Origin of the sequence: Ruegeria sp. HKCCD6428 (assembly GCF_013110595.1) — a bacterium.
Lineage (GTDB): Bacteria > Pseudomonadota > Alphaproteobacteria > Rhodobacterales > Rhodobacteraceae > Ruegeria.
In genome coordinates this window covers 219060-238631 of sequence record NZ_WVQX01000007.1, presented here as the reverse complement: position 1 = coordinate 238631, position 19572 = coordinate 219060, and the positions used below count along the sequence as shown (strand labels likewise).

Here is a 19572-nt window from a genome sequence, read left to right as displayed (position 1 = left end):
GGCTCATAACCTGAAGGTCAGAGGTTCAAATCCTCTCCCCGCAACCAACTTCCAGTCAGATATCAAACACTTAGCCTCGCAACACGCGGGGCTTTTTGTGTTGGGGTAATGTCCCTTAGCGAAAAAGTGGGCATTTTCGAGGTTGGGCGTGGCAATGGGATCCAACTGTAACAAGAGAACTTCATCGCTTTCAGAAAATGATCTCATAATCGGCGCAACTATACAGAACGGGGAATCGATATGCGGTGTCGCTTCGAACCTGAAGGTTTGGTGGCACCGCATTGAAAAAGGCTTCAGAAAAAATTCTCCAAATCTGGCCTATGATCCATCTAAGTTGGCGTCTTTTACCGTGATTTCAACGGGTTCAACAATTTTGCCAGAGAGGGGCACAAATCAGATATTTCGCCTTGTATTCCCGTCGCTTGCAAGGATATACCCGTCGACGGAGACGTGGCCGAGTGGTCGAAGGCGCTCCCCTGCTAAGGGAGTAGGCGGGAAACCGTCTCGAGGGTTCGAATCCCTTCGTCTCCGCCATTTTACCTAAGCTGTTGATTTTTCATTGGAAAAATCGATGTTGTCCACTTTGGTGTGTGGTACATGCTGGACCACAGAAAGCGCGGAACACGTCAGTCAGGCAAGCGAGAGCCTGACATGCGGTATCTCACTAAACCCCGTGGCAAGGGTTACACGCTGCGCATGGTCACGCCTGAGATACTTGTTGGCACTGAAAACCCGTGGACGGGTAAACCGTTCGGCAGAGAGATAAAGCTAGGGCTAAACACCAGAACCCATGCTGAAGCCGTTCGCCTGAGAGATATTCGCTTAGGTCAGGTTCGGCAGCTTGGAGCAGATGCTCTCGCAGAAGCAGGGCGAAGGAGCGCCGGTAGGATTATTGATCTAAGCCCGGAGAGCGCTGCTGAGTGGCGAAAAATGCGGGAAGAGGCTGAAGACCCAGATGCCGTTGACTTCATTCTGACGGACGAGCTGGAGCGGGCAGAAAGGGCAGGGCAAGGCGTTAAAGCCAAACGCTTCGCTGACATGGTGTTCGAGGGGGCGCTGCCTCTGGGTGAAGCCATGGAGATGTATCTGACGGAACGCAGCGAAGGCAATCCCTACGGGTACGACCCGCTTGCTACAACTACAGCTCAGAATTTACGTTCATCGGTCAGACATCTGCGGAACTTCCTTGGAGAAAGTGCAACGCTACAGGACGTTACCTTGGCTAAAGCCGACAAGTTTAGATCAGAATACCTACCCATTGTAGGGAAGTTGAAACCGCAGACCATTGCGAAACACCTGTTCTCGCCCTCCAAGAAAACACGAAGACGAAACTGCCGATGACCAAGACAGAGCGCACCAACGCTGCCTGGCGACTGGTGTGTTCTGATTACGGGTTGTCCAAGGCCGAGACAGTCAGAGCGACGGGCGTAGGCGATGGGATGGTTGCCAACATGCGCCGTCACCGCAGAAAGTTAGACGAGGCAGGCGAGGTATTGCCTGACACGTGGTGGGCAGCGATGCAAGCGGCCAAAGGACTGGGCCCCAGATATCCTGTTTTGCATTGGATTCTGCGATTTCTCGAAAGATCGGAAAGCGGCGGCGGGGCTTGGTGTCCAGCGCGATCGAAGCCCTTTCTATCCCGAATATTCCCAATCTCCTTCAGAACAGGGCAAAAACATGTCGGAATGACCGGTCACGATCCGGTAACGGCGTCGTGCGAATCGTTGTTTCCGTCGATCGGGAGAGCAACATGCCGCAACATATCATTCCGTCTGAACCCTGGCAGGACCTGGAAAAGCCCAATCGTGGATTGAACCGGGATCAGTGTCACTCGAGCGCGCCGACTGGTGCCCGAGACAGGGCGGCCGCAGAACATAACGGCGAAGCAGACCTGTTTGCCGGGACTTGGCCCACGAGCTTTTCGAAGGGCTTGCGGCATGACGAAAATGGCATTGTCGACGTGCAGGTTTATACCGAATTTCTGGAAGAAGTGGCTGATCCTACCTGCACCGACAATCAAGGAAACAGGCTGACGCTGTTTGACACGCCAGCCTATTCCGGGCCCTTCCGCACCGCGCCATCAGAGGGTGGTGAATTTAGATGGCGTGCGTGGGAAGGGCCAATCCTGGGTCATCGGTTGGGGTTCAATGGATTGGACGCCGGCGGTTTGGGTATCGCGCCGGCGCCCAGGCTTGGGTCAGATGAATTGGCGGCAGAGATGGCCGAACTCTATGCGATGGCCTGTCTGCGAGATGTGTCCTTCGAAACCATTCGGGATGGTGCCGAGGGAACCGACAAGGTGCTTGGCGCCCTTGGCCGGTTGGAGTGGTTCCGCAAAGACGGTTTCCCAAAGGAAGCCAGCGGCGCCGAGATCGGGAAAGTACCGGCGGCGCGCCGGGTCCGAGATGGCGAAGGTCTGTCTTCGCGAACTTTGTTCCGCGGCTCGAGCCAAGGCTGTTCGGACGGGCCTTACGTGTCGCAGTTCCTTTTGCAGGGTTACGACCCGCTGACGTCAGACGCGGCGCATGTGCAAGGGCGGTGGTTGGCAAATACAACTGCGCCAAGGGCAATGCCGTTTGGTTCGTTTCGGGTTGACCAAAGAGTTGCACCACAGGCCGTTGGCGTGGACTATTTGCGGGACTGGGCCGAGTGGCTGGACGTTCAGAACGGCGCGGACGCGACCGGCGAACAAGCCTTTGAAGCCTGTGGCCCGAAGTTTATTGAAACACCTCGCGACCTTGCTACCTACGTGCATTTCGACTCGATCTATCAGGCTTTTTTCAATGCCTGCCTGTTGATGTTGGGCCGAGGTATTCAAGCAGATGACGGTCTGCCCGAAGTCTGGAGTTCCCGTGCGGAGGATAGTGGGGCCCATTGGGGCGGATCACACGCGCTGTCAATTCTGGCAGAAACCGCGACAAGGGCAATGCGGGCCGTGCGACGCCAGACCTTTCAGGTGCACAACCGCGCCCGCCCTGAAAAGCTGGGCAGCGTTGCAACCTTGGTGGCGAATGGTCATGGCGCGGTGCTTGGGGCAGCGGAACCGTTTGCCGCAGCCCATCTTGATAAATTGGAAAGCGCCGCCTGCGAAGATTTCAGTCTTGTGGAAGCCATTGCCGCCGCGCCGGCCACTAAGCGGTTCGCCCACAACGCGGTTTCTCATAAGGGGCTGCCACAAATCGATCGCAACCTGCTGTTGCCTGTTGCTTATCCCGAGGGCTCGCCAATGCAGCCGTCCTACGGGGCGGCGCATGGCGCAGTTGCCGGGGCGTGCGCGACGCTGCTCAAGGCGTTCTTTAGAACGCACGCGCTGGACGGGTCCCGGGTAACTTTGGCAGAGGCGGGTATGGAGCGCGTCTTTGTTCCGGCTCCGGGTGGAATGAAACTGGTTGAGTCCGTGCGGCCAGAGGACAGCGCAGCGAAGCTTACGCTGAATGGCGAGTTGAACAAGTTGGCTGCAAATATCGCGATCGGGCGCAATTTTGCAGGGGTACATTTCTACAGCGACTATTTCGACAGTATCCGAATGGGTGAACGCGTTGCAGTGGGCATTCTGGCCGAACAGATGGCGAATTTCCGGGGGGCCGCGAAAATGTCGCTTGAAACATTTGATGGAGATCGCCTCAACATCGTTGGCGGTCGTTCTTGCGGTAGCGAAATCCACATTGTGAACAGTACGCCCGAATTGTGGTGGACCCGTCATTTGCCTGAACAGGCGGGGTGGGCAGGATGAATGTATCAGACCCCATGACAGGTCGGTCTACATGATGCTTCCTTGTGCGTCACCGGTGGCGATCGCCCCGTCGGAATTGAAACCCTGCGGGCATCGACCTCTGACTTTCCATTCTAGTGTCTCTGAAGCCCAACGGTGTTCTTTGATGTCTGTATTCCAATCGCCGGGACTTGCTGATCAAGGCGTGAACGACGCCACCCGGTCCGCGTGGAATTCGACCATTCAGAACATATTCGACGTGCAGGGCGTCAGCCCGTTTCTGGTCATGGATCCGCGTGACATCGAGGCGGGCCAGCCTTCGAATGGGTTCAGATGGCGCGCCGATCCGCGGGAACCGCGGGACTGTCTGGGCGATGAGCTGGCGGCGCGCGTGTGTGACCAAGGCTGGCCCGGCAGGGTTGAGCTGCACAATGAATATCTTGAATACACGTTGGTAATGCGACCCGATACCAGTGGCAGACTGCGCCCGAAGCGATTTGTGGCCACTACCGAGTTTGTGGAGTGGTGGCAGTTCATGGCGGTGTTCGATTTCGATCACTTCCTGTCGGTGGTCGCATCGGTGACCGGGCGCTTCTACTCCTGCAAGGATCTGTTTGAAGTCTCACGGTCGGTATGGACGTCGATGGATGTGTCCGAGCGTGCGGCCCGCTTTCACAAAAGGCTGGTGGGTAGGGATCACGCGCATCCGCCGGAACATCCGTTGAATATCCAGCATGCCCTGTTTCTGGCCAAGGGTACGAACCGTTTGACCGATCTGATCCAGACCATGCATTTTTCTTCCTTCCCGTATCTCGTGAAGGACGGCGAGAGCAACCGGCGCGCCCGGCTTGAAGAAGTTCTTGATTTCGCGAACCGGCAGGATCTGTACTGCGGGCATGCAGGATTCCGCCTGGTGAGCGATACGCTTGAACTGGCCGCGGGGAAATGTGGTAAGTCACCAGCGGGTCGGGCGATGGCATTCTCTGATCCGCTTGGGCTGTATATTCAGGCATTCCATACATCACGACTGTTTGTGGGTGCGGGCAGGGTGCCTCGGGGCTGGGTCCGGTTCAGTCGCGGTGCGCGGGGAATGCACATGCGCCTTGAATTCGGGCCTGCCGACGACGATCCCCGGTTTCTGGATGATATCACGCTGGGAACAGGCCCTTCGGCGCGCCCTGTCTCGGGCTATGCTCTGGCCAGCCTGATCGAGGTCGGCCCGATGATCACAGTTGCCGCCAGACCGCGCGTGATCACCCGTGTCGAATTTGTTGAAACTCCGCATGTTGATCCGGGGCGGGTTGTCCGCAGCCTGCCCGAGACCGAACGTTGCAGGCAGCTTTTGGAATTCGCGGACCGTTGCAAGGCAGAGACCAACGGCGACACGACACGCTTTCGCAGAGACGGATCCTGACCGGTGCTCAAACTGCTACGGCTTTGACCACCGGCAGGGGAATTTCAGGTGCGGTCATGTCAAAAACCGCAACCGGACGACCGAGGGCGCGACTTGCCGCTGTCAATACCGTCGTCAGCGATGGGTTCGGGCTGTCCCACACCCGCGTGTCGAACAACCGCGTCGGAGCAACAGGCCGGTCATTCTGCGCGCCGCGATAAAGCCGGAACAGACGGGCCTGTTCAGCATCCATGCCGTGATCCGTTACACCGTTGTGTTCAAGCATCACCATGTTGCGCCAGGACACCACCGCCTCGGATGCTGCGTGCCAGACGCCCTGCGCCAGATTTGCGGAAAGCGCCGATCCATAGGTCGGCCTGCCGCCATCCGCATCTGCGCAGACCGCGCGCAGCAGAAGGCCGATGCCCGGAACTTCGAGGATGTGAAGGCTCAGTTGCCGCAGTTGGACGTGCAGCCACTGCGTCAAATCATGGGGCAGGACCGTGTCCGGCGCCAGGTGGTCAAACCCCTGCGATCCAAGAGCGTGTTCCAAACACTCCAGCGCCGCCCACAGCGCGGCGGCTTCATGTGTCGGGCCAGCCGCGGCACCTTTCGAAGTGACCTTTCCGTCACTGCCCGGAACACCCAGTGCAAGCGCGTCGTTTGGCATCACATGGGATGCGCCATCCGACGCGATCAGGCTTTCGCGGGTTTGTGGTGCTTCGGTACTGTATTGCAAGGCATAGCGCTCAATCGCCTCGAACCCGGCCAGCCGCGCCGCCTCTTCCGGTGTGCGGCCAGTGCCGAAAGACACGCGATGACCCATCCCGCCCTTGGGGGGCAGAGCTCCGTCGCGCAGCTCGATCAAGCGAAAAGCCGCGTGGATCGGCGCATCTTTGGGGAATTCGGCAAACGAGGGTTTGGAAATTAGCCGAGCAGTTTCAGCGCGTTCTATCAACGTGTCGGTCATTTTCATTTCCGGATAAGCATATAACGGGGTATACAAGTGGGCATTGTTGTTTGAGAAGGAGATTTTACATGGCTCGTTTGACAATCAACCCGAATTATTCGTTGAAAGACTTGGGGTGCGAAGTTCTGAATGCCGCGCGCGGCCGTGCGTTGGGGTCGCAAGATGATCAGGACGCGGCGGAACGCAAAATTCAAGAAATCCTTGCGGACAGTGGTAATCCAGAGGTCAGGTTTGTCTATGACACCAAGGATCTGGTTCATATCGTTGTTCCGGACCTGAGTGACAAAAAGCCGGATCCGAACCCCGATCACGAGTCATGGTGCTGCAAACTGGCCTATGAAGCGATGGGCGGTATCGTCATATTTGGATGCAGCGGTTAACGACAACCCCCGAACGTTTTTGAGGGCCGTTAGTGACTGAGGCAAAAACCAAGGTTTTTTTGACCGGACCGTTTCAGATTATCCGTGACGACGGTCAGGATGTGACGCCTCGGGGCACCAAAGCGAAAGCTCTTCTTGCTTTGGTGCTTCTGTCGAAAAACGCGATACGCAGCAGGGCTTGGTTGCAGGACAAGCTCTGGAGCGAGAGTTCGCCCGCACAAGGCGCGGCGTCGCTGCGCAAAGAGCTGAGTGTTCTCAGCAAGCACTTTTCCAAGCACAAACTTGATATTCTTGAAATCACCCGTGAAACGGTGTCGATCAATCTGGCAGCAGTCGAGGTTGATCTGTTTGACGAGCAGCTCAGTCCCGATCGGGCTGAATTGCTGGAAGGGTTGGACGTTGCCGACCCCGAGTTCGAGGCATGGCTGACGGTTGAACGGCAGGCCTATTGGGACATCGATACAGACTCAGACGGACCGGTTCTGGCGGGCCGCGGTTTACCGGTGCATTGGGGGCGTTTGCGTCCAGCGGTTGTGGTTGAGCCTTTTGAAGTTGTCGGGGAAACGCCGGATATCAGCATCGCTGCCTCCTCCATACGAGACGAACTCATGTTTCTTCTCGGCACAATGTCCGACGTAATCGAACTGCGTGACGCGCGCAGGCAGGAAGGCCCGGTTGAAGGTTATGTTCTCAGCGGCAGCGTGGTTGGCGCGGAAGGCTTGCGGGTGGCCGCTCAATTGACGTCAACCGCGGATCAGGTGTGCCTTTGGACACAGCGGTTCCGCTTTCGTGCGAAGGAAACATTCGACGCGGTCGAAGAAATCGCCATGAAGGTCGTCGAGGCGCTCCAACTGCGATTGCGCGACGGGTATTGGTCAGAAATCTGGTCAAGCCGTGTCACTTCGACCGAGGCCTGGTCTGCGTTCCAGAAAGCGCGCATATTGGAAAGCCAGGCAACGGAAGACGGGTTGCAGGATGCCATCCGTCAATACCGCGCCTGTCTCGAGTTTGACCCCGGATACCTGCCGGCCCGTGTGGCGATCGGTTTCTGTCATTTGGACATGATCCGCCTGGGCATGGATGCAAACCCGGCCGAGACGCTGGCAATGGTAGAGGCCGAATGCAAAAAGCTGAGCGATCTGAACCCGACTGACCCGTATTGCTCGGCCCTCCATGCCTTTACCCACAGTGTTGCCGGCAACACGTCAGAGGCTTGCAGCTTGATGCTTGCCGTCGTGGAACGTTTCAGCGGAAGCCCGGAATTGTTGGGATATTACGGCATCCTGTTGGTGTATGATGACCGGGCTGAAGAAGGTGTTTCGGTCTGCAAGAAAGCGTTGGCGTTGACGCCGCATCCGCCCATTTGGATCGAAGCAAATCTGGCAATTGCAATGATGATGACCGGGGACAAGGCCGCGTGGCAGCATGCCCATAACGTGTTGCGGGTTGACCCCGGACGCGTTCGTCCCAGGGTCGTGCTGTGCATGCTGTCCGCCGCTGCCGGGAACCATTCCCTGGCGCGTCGACATGCCCGGCAGATTCTGGAATTGCAGCCGGGCTTTTCGGCCGAACGCTGGGCCTGGCCCGGCTGTTTCAAGAACAGGCAACACTACGAGAAAGGCGTGCGGCTGTTGTCGGCGGCTGGTCTGTGACGGGTCGTCAGGTTTCTTCCAGCACCTTGCGGGCCACGCGAAAACACTCCAGCGCCTGAGGAACACCGCAATATATCCCGACCACGTGGATGATGGCGCGGATTTCTTCCTTTGAAACCCCGTTGTTGATGGCGCCCCGGCAGTGGATTTCCCATTCATGCATCTTGCCCAGTGCACCGATCATCGACAGGTTCATCATCGACCGGGTCTTGGCGTCGATCACGTCGTCGCCCCACCCAAACCCCCAGCACCAGGCCGTCATGGCTTCTTGAAACGGGCGGGTGAACTCGTCGGCGGCAGCAAGGTTTTTTTCCACATACTCTGCGCCCAGCGTGTTCTTCCTTTGCTCGAGTCCTTTCAGAAACAGGTCTTCGTCGAAAATGTCGGCCATTGCGGGTCTCCGGTGTGTCAGTGTGTCAGGCGGTGTCTGTAAAGGTGATCGTAATGCGGTTTCATCCTGCGGTGCACCTGTTTCACGCGGTCTGGCGCGTCCGCGATGTCGATATGCGTGCGGGGCTGCGGGGCAAGCCCGGTCGATTTCGCCAGGTTGCCATGGAACGACCCACCGTCCCACCAACTGAGGGCGGACGGATCACCGCCCGGTTCCCATGTCAGCGCCTCTTGGATGAATGGGATTCCCACCGCGTCACAGAAGGCCCGGGTCATGCCGTGTGGGTCTTCCAGCAGGTCATCGCTGTCAATGACCGGCGGCGGCGTTCCGTTCAACGCCGTCAACAGATCGAACAGCGCGCGCTGTTCGGGAAAGCCAACCTCGCCTTCGGCAAAGTCCGGCCATTGCTTGTACATCGAAGTGATGGTCTTGGCCGGGTCCCGGATCAGGAAGGCGTGGGTGAAATGCGACAGAAACTCGGCATCCCACATGTGGTTGATGTAATGCGGAAAATCCTTGAGAAAGACCGGCCCCCGTTTCGCCCGCTGCTGAATGTCCAGCCACACGCTGTCCAGTGTCAGGCCCGGTGTTGTCACATCACCCGGTTGGAACCGATGCCAAAGCGGGTCTTCACCCTGATACCACGCCTCGCCAAAGGGCTCGTGCAGGCAGTCGAGATCACCGCGTTGCCGCATCATCCACTCGAATGCGGTTGACGTGGATCTGGGCACGGCCCAGAGCGCGAGGATTTTGTGCATGGTCATGGCCTCTCGAATAACTCAAGACGTTTCAGCAATTGCCCGTGCGGTTTGTCGGGTGCGATACCGAGGGATTTGAAGATGCGCCAGTAAAGCGCGATGTCGTGGCCGATCACCGGTTTGCCCAGCGCGTCTTCTAGCGTATCGGCCAGATGCAGCGGGCGCTGGGGCAAGCCTCCGGGTCCGGTGCGGAAATTGCACATGCCATTGATCAGGATCGCTTCGGCCCGAGGTGCCTTGTCGGCCACATATTCAAAGCTTTTCAGCGCCAGATCGCCGTCAAAGACCCAGCGACAGGAATTGACTTCTTCCTGACTGTCGAACCAGCCCTGATCGTGGAAATTCCCGGCCCAGACCACATCAAACCCGGCTTCTTTCAAGAAACCGACCGTGCCCTGCCACCATTCCGGCCAATGATAGGCGGCGTTCAGGGCAACCTTTTCGACATTCAGGTCACGCAAGGCCTCGACCATGGCATATCCCGCCATGTGAAAGCGGGTGCCATATTTGTCTGACAGGGTTTCGCAGTGTTGCCGAACGCCTTTCACGCCCAGCCCGCAGGCATGGACCCAGTTCGAACCGACCTGACCGCAGACATCCACACCGTTGCGGGACATGCAGTGCACGAAGTCTTCGAGCATGCCAAAGTTCTGTTTCCGCTGATCCAACCCGTGCACATAATCCGGCACATGCAGCATCCACCCGTGAACGCCCACCGTTTCGGGGCACATGCGCAGGAAATCCGAGGGCGCGGCGTCAAAGTCGAACGGCGGGCAGGTGAACCCGACCTGATGGCGGAACAGTTTGTGTTCCGGGCGCCAGACTTCAGGCATCAGCATCAGCGTGCAACCTCGGCCACTAATCCACAGCCTCGCGCATCCATTGCTGAAGCCGCGCGATGGAATGTTCCGACATCACCCCACAGCCCGGATCCAGAACAAGCGGTCCGGGGCGATAGCCCCGCGACTTGAGCCCGCGATGAACTGATTCCACAAGGCGGATGTCTTCCTCGACCGTCGTTTCACGGTCCTGGACCGCCAGTTGCCGGATGACCGCACTGTCCGAGCCTCCCTCGGTGTACCAGCCGCGCCAGACGGTGCAGTGATCGGCATCAACCGCGCGCCAGTGATAGGTGTTCAGCACATTGCCGGGGTAACACTGGAACGAGAACATCGGCCACAGGAACCACGATTGGTAATCGCCCGCGTGCGGTACCGACAGGTCGATGGGGTAGGTCATCTTGTCGAGGCTCTGGCATTCCGTCGTGTGACGCAGGACGTAGCCGCCGCCCGCGTCGGGCTGAATGTCATAGGTCTCGGGCTTCACCACACCTTCGGCAAAGGTCGGGTGGTTGGTCGGGCAATGGTAGCATTCCGAGTAGTTCTCGACGCTGACCTTCCAGTTGCAGTTTTCGGGGATCTCGACCCATTCCAGCGGTTCCAGATCGTCGATATGCGGAACGAATGCGCGGATTTCCTCGCGCACGCCGGGGTACCATTCATCCATCGGCGCGGCGTCGTCATCGAGGTTGACGAAAATGAAACCGTTGAACACTTCGGTGCGCACCGAGGTCAGGCAGATCGCGCTGCGGTCGAACCCGGGGACGGATTTGATGTTCGGTCCGGCGCGCAATTGGCCGGACAGCTCATAAGTCCAGGCGTGGTAGGGGCAGACGACGACACGCGTGTTGCCTGCGCCGGTGACCATTTCATGGGCGCGGTGCTGGCAGACGTTATAGAAGGTGCGGATTTCGCCGTCGCGGCCGCGAATGCAGAACAGATTCTGGCCGGCGATCTCAAACGCAAAGTAATCCCCCGTTTCCCGGACCTGCGCGACATGGCCCGCAAACTGCCACGTTCGGGCCAGAAGCCCCTGCATTTCCTGCTCGAAAATCGCAGGGTCGACATAGTATCGCGCGTCCAGTGAGTGGGTCAGGGGTGCGTTCATTCGGGCTCCTCCGCGTAGAGGCCAAGTTGGTGTCTGCGTTGGTGAAACCGTTCCACCCGCTCGACGATCTCATCGCTGGACACGGCGATCACGAAGGACAGCAGAGTTTCCAGCAAGGCAATCGTCGAAACGGATGACGGGAAGAATTGCGGCGTGTCGGCGGCGACGACAAAACCGTGATGGGCGTTCAGGATCACCGGGCTGGCCGGGCTGTCGGAAATACCGATGACGGTCAGGCCCTGTTGACGAGCCAGCTTGATCGCCTCGATGACTTCGGTGCGATAGGGGTGGCAGGTGATCGCGATCAGCACGTCCTGTTCATCGGCCCAGGCCAGATCATCCACCGGGGTCGAGCCGGGGCGTGGAATCGCGTGGAACTGCTTCATCCCGGTTGACGCAAGATAGGTGAAATTCCGCGCGTTCGAGTTGTTGACGCCAACGCCCAGCGTGAAGATCTGGCGGCAGTTCCAGATATCCTCGGCGGCGGATTTCAGGCTCGTTTCATCAATTCCAGCGAAGGTGTCTTCAATATTGCGGATCGCCGCACCCACCATATCGGCATAAAGCCCACCCAGCTCACCTGACTTGCCGATCTCTTGCAGCCAACGGGCGCGGTCGGGAAACGACACGTTGCCCCGTCGAATCGCTTCGCGGAACGGGGCCCGGAAATCTTCGTACCCTTCGAAGCCCACCTGCCGGGCCATACGCACGAAAGTATTGGGTTTGACCTTGGCCGCCTCGGCAATCTCGCGCACGGTCGAGACCCCAACATCCGTTGGGTTCTCCAACACGTAGCGCGCGGCTTTCTGTGCCTCGGGGGTGAGGGCGTCCCATTCCCGGCTCAGGCGGTCGAGGACGGTTGATGATACATTTGTGTCATTCATGATTGACGATGGTACATTTGTGGAATTAGCCTGTCGAGCAGAAACGCGACTCGGGAAGAGGAAAAATCATGTCCGAGAAGAATCTGCCGTCACATGCCCGCGTGGTCATCGTGGGCGGAGGTGTCATGGGGGTCGGTCTGGCCTATCATCTGGCGCATGAAGGGTGGGGCGCTGACACCGTCCTGGTGGAAAAGGCCGAGTTGACCAGCGGCAGCACCTGGCATGCAGCAGGGCAGATCACGCATTCGACGTCCAGCTTTGGGTTGGGCAAATGCGTGGATTACAATATTGGCCTGTACTCTGGTCAGTTGGAGGCCGAAACCGGCCAGCCCGTCACATGGCATGGCTGCGGTTCGTTCCGTCTGGCCTATACCGAGGATGAGATGGACTGGCTGCGCCACACCTTGTCGGTTGGTCGGTCTCTGGGCTTCAATATCGAGCTTGTCGGCCCCGAAAAGGTGGCTGAACTGCATCCGTTCTACAATCTCGAGGGCGTTCTGGGCGCGCTGCATACGCCGGATGACGGGCATGTGGACCCGACCAATGTGACCATGGCCATGGCCGCTGGAGCACGGCAAAAAGGCGTTCGCATCTTTCGCAGCTGCCGCGCCACCAACATCACGCAAGCCGAGAATGGCGAATGGGTGGTTGAGACCGAGCAAGGCACCATCACCTGCGAGCATGTGGTGAATGCAGGCGGCACCTATGCAAGGCAAATGGGCGAGTGGTCGGGGCTGCAACTGCCGATGACCTCGATGACGCACCATTACTTCGTGACCGAACCGGTGCCTGAATTCCAGAACCTGGACACCGAACTGCCGGTGATCCGTGATGACCGCAAGGTCTCGGGCTATATCCGGATGGAGCAGCAGCGCGGTCTGATCGGGATTTACGAAAAAGAGAACCCGAACTCGGTCTGGCATGATCTCTGCCCATGGGAATACGAAAACTGGTTGTTCGACGCGGATTACGACCGGGTGATGCCGTGGCTTGAGGAAAGCCTGAACCGGATGCCGATCTTTGCCGAACTGGGCATTCAGCGCGACGTGCACGGGGCGATCTCGCACCCGCCGGATGGCAACCCTCTGATCGGACCAGCGCCGGGTGTGCGGAATTATTGGTGCTGCTGCGGGACGCAGATCGGCATCGGCTGGGGGCCGGGTCTGACCCGCGAACTGGCGCGGTGGATGGTGCATGGTGCGGCTGATATCTCGATGCGCGAATTCGATCCGCGCCGGTTCGGCAGCTATGCGACCAAGGATTGGCAGGTGATCAAGGCCGAGGAAGATTACTGCTTGCGCCACGAAATTCCCTTCCCGCATTTCAACCGTTTGGAGGGGCGACCCATCAAGCCGTCGCCGCTGTATGAACTGCTGAAATCCAAGGGTGCGGTGCATGAAGAGGTCTATGGTTTTGAGCGCCCCCGCTGGTTCGCGCGGGACGGTGTGGAGCAGCGCGACCACTATTCCTTCCGCCGCACCCCCGCTGACGACATGGCCGCGGCTGAGGTCAAAGCGGTGCGCGAAAGCGTCGGCATCATGGATGTTACCGCCTTTACCAAGGTCGATGTCACGGGTCCGGACGCTTACGCTCTGCTGGACCGGCTGACCGCCAACCGGATGCCGCAAAAGGTAGGCTCGATCACGCTGACCCATATGCTGAACCGCCGCGGCCGTATCGAATTGGAGACCACGATTGTCCGCATGGCCGACGACCGCTTTTATCTGGTTTGTGCGGCCTTCTTCGAACAGCGCCTGCTGGATCATCTGGAGCAGCAGCGCGCGGAAGAGGATGTGCAGGTAAATGCCCTGTCCGCAGACTGGTCGGCCCTGTCGCTGAACGGTCCTCGATCGCGGGACGTGCTGGCGCGCTGTGCCGATGCCGATCTGACCAATGCCGGGTTCCGCTGGCTTTCCGCGCAGGAAGTCACCATCGCGGGCCATAAAGTCTGGGCCTTCCGCATGTCCTATGCCGGAGAGCTGGGCTGGGAACTGCACATGCCGAACGCCGCCTGCCTCGACGTCTACAACGCGCTTTGGGCGGCAGGTGAGGCGTATGGCATCACCGACTACGGCAGCTTTGCCATGAACGTGATGCGAATGGAGAAGGGCTTCAAAGGCGCGGGCGAGTTGACCAACGAGGTTACTCTGGCCGAGGCCGACGTGCTGCGTTTTGCGCGCACCGACAAGGATTATCTGGGCAAGGACAAGACGCTCAACACCGATCTGCCCTGGATCTGTGCCTATCTTTCAATTGAACCGGATGGAGAGATTGATGGGCATGGCGGAGAGGCGGTGCTGCTGGACGGGCGCGTCGTCGGGTCCACGGCGTCGGTCGCTTATGGCCACACCGTCGGCAAGATTCTGGCCTTTGCATACCTCAAACCCGAAGCGGCCAAGGCCGGGACACAGCTGGAGGTCGTGATCCATGGCCAACCCCGTGCCGCCCGTGTTCTGGACAAACCTGCTTACGACCCCGACAGTTTGCTGCCCCGCAGTGACGCCATACTGGAGACCGCTTGATGAGCCTGCCCGATACGATGAGAGCCATGGTCACAATGGGCCATGGTGGTCTGGAACAGATGGTGATGCAGGAAGACTGGCCGCGCCCCGAACCCGCGGCCGGTGAAGTTCTGATCAGGGTCGCAGCCTGCGGCCTGAACAATACCGACGTCAATACGCGGTCCGGCTGGTATTCCAAGACCGTCACGGATGCGACCACCGGTGGCGCATTCGAGGAAGTTGGTGAAGAAGACCCGACATGGGGTGGCAACCCGATCACCTTCCCGCGCATTCAGGGCGCAGATGTCTGCGGCCGTATCGTTGCCGTTGGCGAGGGCGTGGACAGCGCTCGTATCGGCGAGCGTGTCATCACGGATGGCTGGCTGCGAGATCCGGCTGATCCCGGCAACATGAACAAGACAGGGTATTTTGGTTCGGAACGCGATGGCGGGTTCGCTGAATACACCACGACTCTGGCGGTCAATGCGGTGCCGATCACTTCGGAACTATCGGATGCCGAACTGGCCACGTTCTCCTGTTCTTACTCCACCGCCGAAGGGATGCTGTCCCGTGCCAACGTGACGGAAAAAGACACCGTTCTTGTGCCCGGTGCCTCTGGCGGGGTGGGTGGTGCTTTGGTTCAATTGGCCAAACGCCGTGGCGCGCGTGTGATTGCGATGGCATCCGAATCCAAACACGCCGACGTCGCCGATCTTGGCCCTGATGTGATATTGCCCCGCACACCTGAAGATCTGCGGTCGGCGCTGGGCGACGAGAAGATCACCGTGGTCGCCGATGTGGTCGGTGGCCCTTACTGGCCGAACCTGATCGACGTACTGGAGCGCGGCGGGCGCTACACCTGTTCGGGGGCCATTGCAGGTCCGATGGTCGAACTTGACCTTCGGACGTTCTATCTGCGCGATCTGACCTTCACCGGTTCGACCGTGATCGGACCCGAGGTCATGAAGAACCTCGTGGCATATATTGAAGCCGGCGAAATCAAGCCGGCTCTGGCCGCAACCTATCCTTTGGAGGAGTTGCGGGAAGCTCAAGCGGCGTTCATCGCCAAACAGCACACCGGCAATATCGTGGTGGTGCCATGACGCTGGATGATGTTCTCGAGGCGGCCCGCCAATTGCATCAGGCGCATCCTGACCTTGCCGCGTTTGCATCATGGCCGGACGATCTGACACCGACGGGTTTGCAGCCTGCTCACATTCCGGCGACCAATCTGGTGGGCGATTTTGGCCTTGATGGCGTGGCGCCAACCCGTGATCTGGTCGCGGCGATCAAGGCCAGCGCGCATCTGGCGGAATGGAAACACACATATACCGAAGAGGAAGTCGGTGCGGATTTCCTGAATCGGTACGGGTATTACGAACTGTTCGGACCGACCGGGCATTTCCACTCGACCCAATTGCGCGGCTACGTGGGATATTGGGGCGCGGGTCTGGATTATGACTGGCACAGCCATCAGGCGGAAGAGCTGTATCTGACCCTTGCGGGCGGAGCAGTTTTTAGAAGCGACGAGGATGAAACCTTCGTCGGCCCGAACCAGACACGACAGCACAAAAGCTGGCAAAGCCACGCCATGATAACGACGGACCAACCGATCCTGACCTTTGTCCTGTGGCGAGGCGAAGGGATGGGCGACCTGCCCAGAATGGACGCCGCATGAAAATCACCCGCATCCGAATTTACCAGACCGGGCTTCCCTATGTCGGCGGTACCTATGCCTGGGGTGCGGGAAACGCAATTGAAACTGCCATCGCATCGGTGGTGGTAATCGACACTGACGCGGGTTTGCGGGGCTGCGGTGAGTTCACGCCCTGTGGCGAAAACTACATGGTGGCCCATTCCGAAGGTGTGGCTGCGCTGGCGCGTCTCGTCGCCGGCAAACTGCTGGGCGAGGATCCGCGTCAGGTGGGGCGGATCGAGCACCTGATGGACCATCTGGTACAGGGGCATGGCTATGCCAAGGCGCCGTTCGATGCGGCATGCTGGGATATCCTGGGTCAGGCGTGTGATCAGCCGGTCTGGATGCTGTTGGGCGGCAAGCTGACGGATGGCGCGCCAATGTACCGGGTCGCTCCGCAGAAAGCGGTCGAGGAAACCGTGGCCGAGATGGACCGGTACCGGGAACAGGGTTATCGGCAGTTTCAGATCAAAGTGGGCAGCGACTGGGCCAGTGACATTGACCGGATACGCACCACTGTACCGTTGCTGAAACCCGGCGAGAAAGCCATGGCCGATGCCAATCAGGGCTGGCGCGTGGACGATGCGATCCGCGTTGCACGCGAGACCCGGGATCTGGATTTCATTCTCGAACAACCTTGCCGCACGTATGAGGAATGCCAGCAAGTGCGCCGGATTGCCGAGCAGCCATTGAAGCTGGATGAATGCGTGACCGGGATCCATATGGCCCAGCGTATCGTCGCAGACCGGGGGGCAGAGATTTGTTGTCTCAAGATCTCGAACCTTGGTGGCATCAGCAAAGCCCGGCGGGTACGGGATTACCTGATCGACAACCGCATCCCTGTGGTCAGCGAAGACACCTGGGGAGGAGAGATCACGTCTTCGGTTGTCGCCCATTTTGCGGCGTCGACCCCGCCTGAATACCTGCAGAACACCACGGATCTGATGAACTACAACACGCGATCTACGGGCGTCGGCGGTCCTGTCGTGAAAGACGGAAAGCTTTATGCAAACAATACGCCGGGATTGGGTGTAACCCCCGATTTTGAAAGCCTCGGCGCACCCGTGGCGGAGTATGCTTTATGAAGATTGAAACCATTACCGTTTTTCAGGTCGATTTGCCGCTCGAGCATCCCTATTGGCTTTCAGGGGGGCGCCTGAAGTTCGAAACGCTTGATGCGACGCTGGTCAAGCTCGAAACCGATACCGGTCTGGTCGGCTGGGGCGAGGGCACGCCCTGGGGGCACACCTATGTACCCGCGCACGGGCCGGGCATCCGGGCCGGGATCGAAACGATGGCCCCCTTCATCCTGGGCCTTGATCCGCGTCGCGTGCTGGACGTGGAACGGGCCATGGATCTAGCCTTGCCCGGACATCTCTATGCTAAAAGCCCCATAGACATGGCCTGCTGGGATATTGCCGGTCAGGCGGCGGGCTTGCCGATTGCCGATCTGATGGGCGGCGGATCGCGGACACCGCGCCCGATTGCGTCCTCGGTCGGGGCAAAAACCGTCGAGGAAACGCGCGAGGTCATGGAGCGGTATCGCAAGCGCGGCTATGTCGCGCATTCGGTGAAGATCGGCGGTGATGTCGAGCGGGACATGGCCCGTGTGCGGGATGTGGAAAGCATCCGGCAGCCCGGAGAGATTGTTCTGTATGATGTCAACCGTGGCTGGACGCGCCAGCAGGCCTTGCGGGTGATGAGCACCTGCGAAGACCTGAACGTGATGTTCGAGCAACCCTGCGAAACACTGGATGATATCGCGGCGATCTCGGGGCTTCATGCGTCCCCTGTGTCTGTGGACGAGTCCCTTGTGACCTTGCAGGATGCCGTCCGGATTGCCCACGATGGTCTGGCCCAGATATTCGGGATCAAGCTGAATCGCGTGGGCGGTTTGACCAAGGCCGCGCGGATGCGCGATATCGCGCTGGCCCATGGAATAGACATGTTCGTGATGGCCACCGGCGGAACGGTTCTGGCCGATACCGAGGCGCTGCATCTGGCCGCCACGATCCCAGATGACCATTGCCACGCGGTTTGGGCCTGTCAGGACATGATCACGGTTGATGTTGCAGGTGGTCGAGGGCCCCGCAACGTCGATGGCCATCTGCATCTGCCCGAAGCGCCGGGGCTGGGCGTGCATCCGGACGAAGCCGCATTGGGTGATCCAGTGGGAGAATATGCTTGAGAATTGACAAGATAACACTCTGGTCCGTCGATCTGACCAGCCATGAAACCTATCACATGGCCGGCGGCAAGACCTGCGCGACCGTGACGTCTCATATCCTGCGCCTTGAGACAGATACAGGTCTGACGGGTTGGGGCGAGGTCTGCCCGATCCCGCATTATCTGCCCGCCTATGCAAATGGAGTACCGGCGGCCATCGCTGAAATGGGCCCCGAGATCCTCGGGATTTCGCCAATTGGGGTCGACGCACCGATGCGAAAGCTGGACGGGTTTCTGCAAGGCCACAGCTACGCGAAATCGATCGTCGACATTGCGCTGTGGGATCTGTTCGGTCGCGCGGCGGGGGTGCCGGTTTACGCGTTGCTGGGCGGGCGGACACGGGCGGATATGCCGCTTTATCATTCGATCACATGTATCGCGCCGGACGAAATGGCGCGCATCGCCAAGGCAGCCTTCCAGACGGGCATTCGGCAATTCCAGGTCAAGCTGGGTGTCGAGGGTGATTGGCAAGCCGACGCCGAGCGGCTGATCAAAGTGCGCGAAGCCGTGGGAACCGGACCGCTTGTGTATGGTGACTGGAACTGCGGGGCATCGCGCCTTCAGGCAACCCGAACCGGACGCGCGGTCGCGCATCTGGATGTGATGCTGGAACAGCCCTGCAAGACGCTGGAAGACTGTGCCGCTGTTCGTCAGTCGACGGGTCTGCCCATGAAGATCGACGAAAACGCCTTTGATCTTGCATCGCTGATGCGGGCGCATGAATTGGGGTGCATGGATGCAGTTGCGTTGAAGCTGTCGAAATTCGGCGGTCTGTCAGCGATGCGCCGTGCGCGCGATCTGACCGTTCAGCTGGGCGCCGAGATTTGTGCGGAATGCACCTGGGGATCGGATATCGTCACGGCGGCCTCGTTGCATTTTGCTGCTTCAACCCCGCATGGATCGCTGATGAACACATGCGACTTGTCCTCTTACGTTGCCCCGCGCCTGTGCCCTGACGCACCAAACCGTGAAAACGGTCGGATTGCCCCGCCCGAAGGCCCGGGTTTAGGTGTGACACCTGACCTCGAAATTCTTGGCGCCCCGATTTTGGAGATTGATTGA

17 protein-coding genes and 1 tRNA gene are annotated in these 19572 nt (G+C 59.2%); 12 read left to right on the top strand and 6 right to left on the bottom strand.

The annotated features are described in order from the left end of the window. Window positions 1–444 precede the first annotated feature (444 nt). The 4 genes from GS620_RS16445 (at window position 445) to GS620_RS16430 (ending at window position 5126) form a co-directional block, all read left to right on the top strand. Window positions 445–534 (top strand) — tRNA-Ser (locus GS620_RS16445). 117 nt (window positions 535–651) lie between these two features. Continuing rightward, the gene (locus GS620_RS16440; RefSeq protein ID WP_171616935.1) at window positions 652–1341 is read left to right on the top strand and encodes a hypothetical protein; all 690 of its coding nucleotides are present in this window, start codon (window positions 652–654) and stop codon (window positions 1339–1341) included. Between the two features lie 409 nt (window positions 1342–1750). Further along, on the top strand, window positions 1751–3733 hold the full coding sequence (locus GS620_RS16435) for a hypothetical protein (RefSeq protein WP_171616933.1): 1983 nt from the start codon (window positions 1751–1753) through the stop codon (window positions 3731–3733). A gap of 145 nt (window positions 3734–3878) precedes the next feature. Further along, a complete protein-coding gene (locus GS620_RS16430) occupies window positions 3879–5126 on the top strand; it encodes a hypothetical protein (protein ID WP_171171328.1) in 1248 nt (415 codons plus the stop codon). Between the two features lie 7 nt (window positions 5127–5133). On the opposite strand, the gene GS620_RS16425 is transcribed toward GS620_RS16430, so the two are convergent. Continuing rightward, on the bottom strand, window positions 5134–6075 hold the full coding sequence (locus GS620_RS16425) for a YcaO-like family protein (protein WP_171616931.1): 942 nt from the start codon (window positions 6073–6075) through the stop codon (window positions 5134–5136). A gap of 68 nt (window positions 6076–6143) precedes the next feature. Here GS620_RS16425 and GS620_RS16420 point away from each other — a divergent pair, with 68 nt between their 5' ends. Together GS620_RS16420 and GS620_RS16415 are read left to right on the top strand one after the other, a co-directional pair. Continuing rightward, window positions 6144–6455, top strand: a complete 312-nt coding sequence (locus GS620_RS16420; RefSeq protein ID WP_171171326.1) for a hypothetical protein — start codon at window positions 6144–6146, stop codon at window positions 6453–6455. A 32-nt stretch (window positions 6456–6487) separates the two neighbouring features. After that, window positions 6488–8107, top strand: coding sequence for a hypothetical protein (locus tag GS620_RS16415; protein WP_171616929.1), 1620 nt, complete (start codon window positions 6488–6490; stop codon window positions 8105–8107). 7 nt (window positions 8108–8114) lie between these two features. On the opposite strand, the gene GS620_RS16410 is transcribed toward GS620_RS16415, so the two are convergent. Genes GS620_RS16410 through GS620_RS16390 form a run of 5 tightly spaced genes read right to left on the bottom strand, consistent with a single transcriptional unit; the run spans window position 8115 to window position 12087 of the window. Continuing rightward, entirely contained in the window at window positions 8115–8498 is a 384-nt protein-coding gene (locus GS620_RS16410; RefSeq protein WP_171233193.1) for a carboxymuconolactone decarboxylase family protein, read from the bottom strand. A 17-nt stretch (window positions 8499–8515) separates the two neighbouring features. After that, window positions 8516–9262, bottom strand: coding sequence for a sulfotransferase family protein (locus tag GS620_RS16405; RefSeq protein WP_253283969.1), 747 nt, complete (start codon window positions 9260–9262; stop codon window positions 8516–8518). After that, window positions 9259–10095, bottom strand: coding sequence for a hypothetical protein (locus tag GS620_RS16400; protein ID WP_171616927.1), 837 nt, complete (start codon window positions 10093–10095; stop codon window positions 9259–9261). Before GS620_RS16400 ends, GS620_RS16405 begins: the two co-directional genes overlap by 4 nt. A 19-nt stretch (window positions 10096–10114) precedes the next feature. Then, window positions 10115–11203: an aromatic ring-hydroxylating dioxygenase subunit alpha gene (locus tag GS620_RS16395; protein WP_152456721.1), complete on the bottom strand. Its 1089-nt coding sequence runs from the start codon at window positions 11201–11203 to the stop codon at window positions 10115–10117. After that, the gene (locus GS620_RS16390; protein ID WP_170346254.1) at window positions 11200–12087 is read right to left on the bottom strand and encodes a MurR/RpiR family transcriptional regulator; all 888 of its coding nucleotides are present in this window, start codon (window positions 12085–12087) and stop codon (window positions 11200–11202) included. The genes GS620_RS16395 and GS620_RS16390 overlap by 4 nt, the downstream gene beginning before the upstream one ends. A 68-nt stretch (window positions 12088–12155) precedes the next feature. Here GS620_RS16390 and GS620_RS16385 point away from each other — a divergent pair, with 68 nt between their 5' ends. From GS620_RS16385 to GS620_RS16360, 6 genes are read left to right on the top strand one after another with little or no spacing between them, the layout of a single operon-like run. Then, complete coding sequence (locus tag GS620_RS16385) at window positions 12156–14609, top strand: FAD-dependent oxidoreductase (RefSeq protein ID WP_171616925.1); 2454 nt, start codon at window positions 12156–12158, stop codon at window positions 14607–14609. Beyond that, window positions 14609–15691, top strand: a complete 1083-nt coding sequence (locus tag GS620_RS16380) for an alcohol dehydrogenase family protein (RefSeq protein ID WP_253283968.1) — start codon at window positions 14609–14611, stop codon at window positions 15689–15691. Before GS620_RS16385 ends, GS620_RS16380 begins: the two co-directional genes overlap by 1 nt. After that, the gene (locus tag GS620_RS16375) at window positions 15688–16266 is read left to right on the top strand and encodes a dimethylsulfonioproprionate lyase family protein (RefSeq protein WP_171171316.1); all 579 of its coding nucleotides are present in this window, start codon (window positions 15688–15690) and stop codon (window positions 16264–16266) included. The genes GS620_RS16380 and GS620_RS16375 overlap by 4 nt, the downstream gene beginning before the upstream one ends. Then, entirely contained in the window at window positions 16263–17369 is a 1107-nt protein-coding gene (locus tag GS620_RS16370) for a mandelate racemase/muconate lactonizing enzyme family protein (protein ID WP_171616923.1), read from the top strand. Before GS620_RS16375 ends, GS620_RS16370 begins: the two co-directional genes overlap by 4 nt. After that, on the top strand, window positions 17366–18472 hold the full coding sequence (locus GS620_RS16365; protein ID WP_171616921.1) for a mandelate racemase/muconate lactonizing enzyme family protein: 1107 nt from the start codon (window positions 17366–17368) through the stop codon (window positions 18470–18472). The genes GS620_RS16370 and GS620_RS16365 overlap by 4 nt, the downstream gene beginning before the upstream one ends. Beyond that, window positions 18469–19572: a mandelate racemase/muconate lactonizing enzyme family protein gene (locus tag GS620_RS16360; RefSeq protein ID WP_171616919.1), complete on the top strand. Its 1104-nt coding sequence runs from the start codon at window positions 18469–18471 to the stop codon at window positions 19570–19572. Before GS620_RS16365 ends, GS620_RS16360 begins: the two co-directional genes overlap by 4 nt.

Excerpts from the sequence above, each read along its gene's own strand:
- GS620_RS16440 (WP_171616935.1), top strand. The coding sequence starts at position 652 with ATGCGGTATCTCACTAAACCCCGTGGCAAGGGTTACACGCTGCGCATG.
- GS620_RS16435 (WP_171616933.1), top strand. The coding sequence starts at position 1,751 with ATGCCGCAACATATCATTCCGTCTGAACCCTGGCAGGACCTGGAAAAG.
- GS620_RS16430 (WP_171171328.1), top strand. The coding sequence starts at position 3,879 with ATGTCTGTATTCCAATCGCCGGGACTTGCTGATCAAGGCGTGAACGAC.
- GS620_RS16425 (WP_171616931.1), bottom strand. The coding sequence starts at position 6,075 with ATGACCGACACGTTGATAGAACGCGCTGAAACTGCTCGGCTAATTTCC.
- GS620_RS16420 (WP_171171326.1), top strand. The coding sequence starts at position 6,144 with ATGGCTCGTTTGACAATCAACCCGAATTATTCGTTGAAAGACTTGGGG.
- GS620_RS16410 (WP_171233193.1), bottom strand. The coding sequence starts at position 8,498 with ATGGCCGACATTTTCGACGAAGACCTGTTTCTGAAAGGACTCGAGCAA.
- GS620_RS16405 (WP_253283969.1), bottom strand. The coding sequence starts at position 9,262 with ATGACCATGCACAAAATCCTCGCGCTCTGGGCCGTGCCCAGATCCACG.
- GS620_RS16400 (WP_171616927.1), bottom strand. The coding sequence starts at position 10,095 with ATGCTGATGCCTGAAGTCTGGCGCCCGGAACACAAACTGTTCCGCCAT.
- GS620_RS16395 (WP_152456721.1), bottom strand. The coding sequence starts at position 11,203 with ATGAACGCACCCCTGACCCACTCACTGGACGCGCGATACTATGTCGAC.
- GS620_RS16390 (WP_170346254.1), bottom strand. The coding sequence starts at position 12,087 with ATGAATGACACAAATGTATCATCAACCGTCCTCGACCGCCTGAGCCGG.
- GS620_RS16385 (WP_171616925.1), top strand. The coding sequence starts at position 12,156 with ATGTCCGAGAAGAATCTGCCGTCACATGCCCGCGTGGTCATCGTGGGC.
- GS620_RS16380 (WP_253283968.1), top strand. The coding sequence starts at position 14,609 with ATGAGCCTGCCCGATACGATGAGAGCCATGGTCACAATGGGCCATGGT.
- GS620_RS16375 (WP_171171316.1), top strand. The coding sequence starts at position 15,688 with ATGACGCTGGATGATGTTCTCGAGGCGGCCCGCCAATTGCATCAGGCG.
- GS620_RS16370 (WP_171616923.1), top strand. The coding sequence starts at position 16,263 with ATGAAAATCACCCGCATCCGAATTTACCAGACCGGGCTTCCCTATGTC.
- GS620_RS16365 (WP_171616921.1), top strand. The coding sequence starts at position 17,366 with ATGAAGATTGAAACCATTACCGTTTTTCAGGTCGATTTGCCGCTCGAG.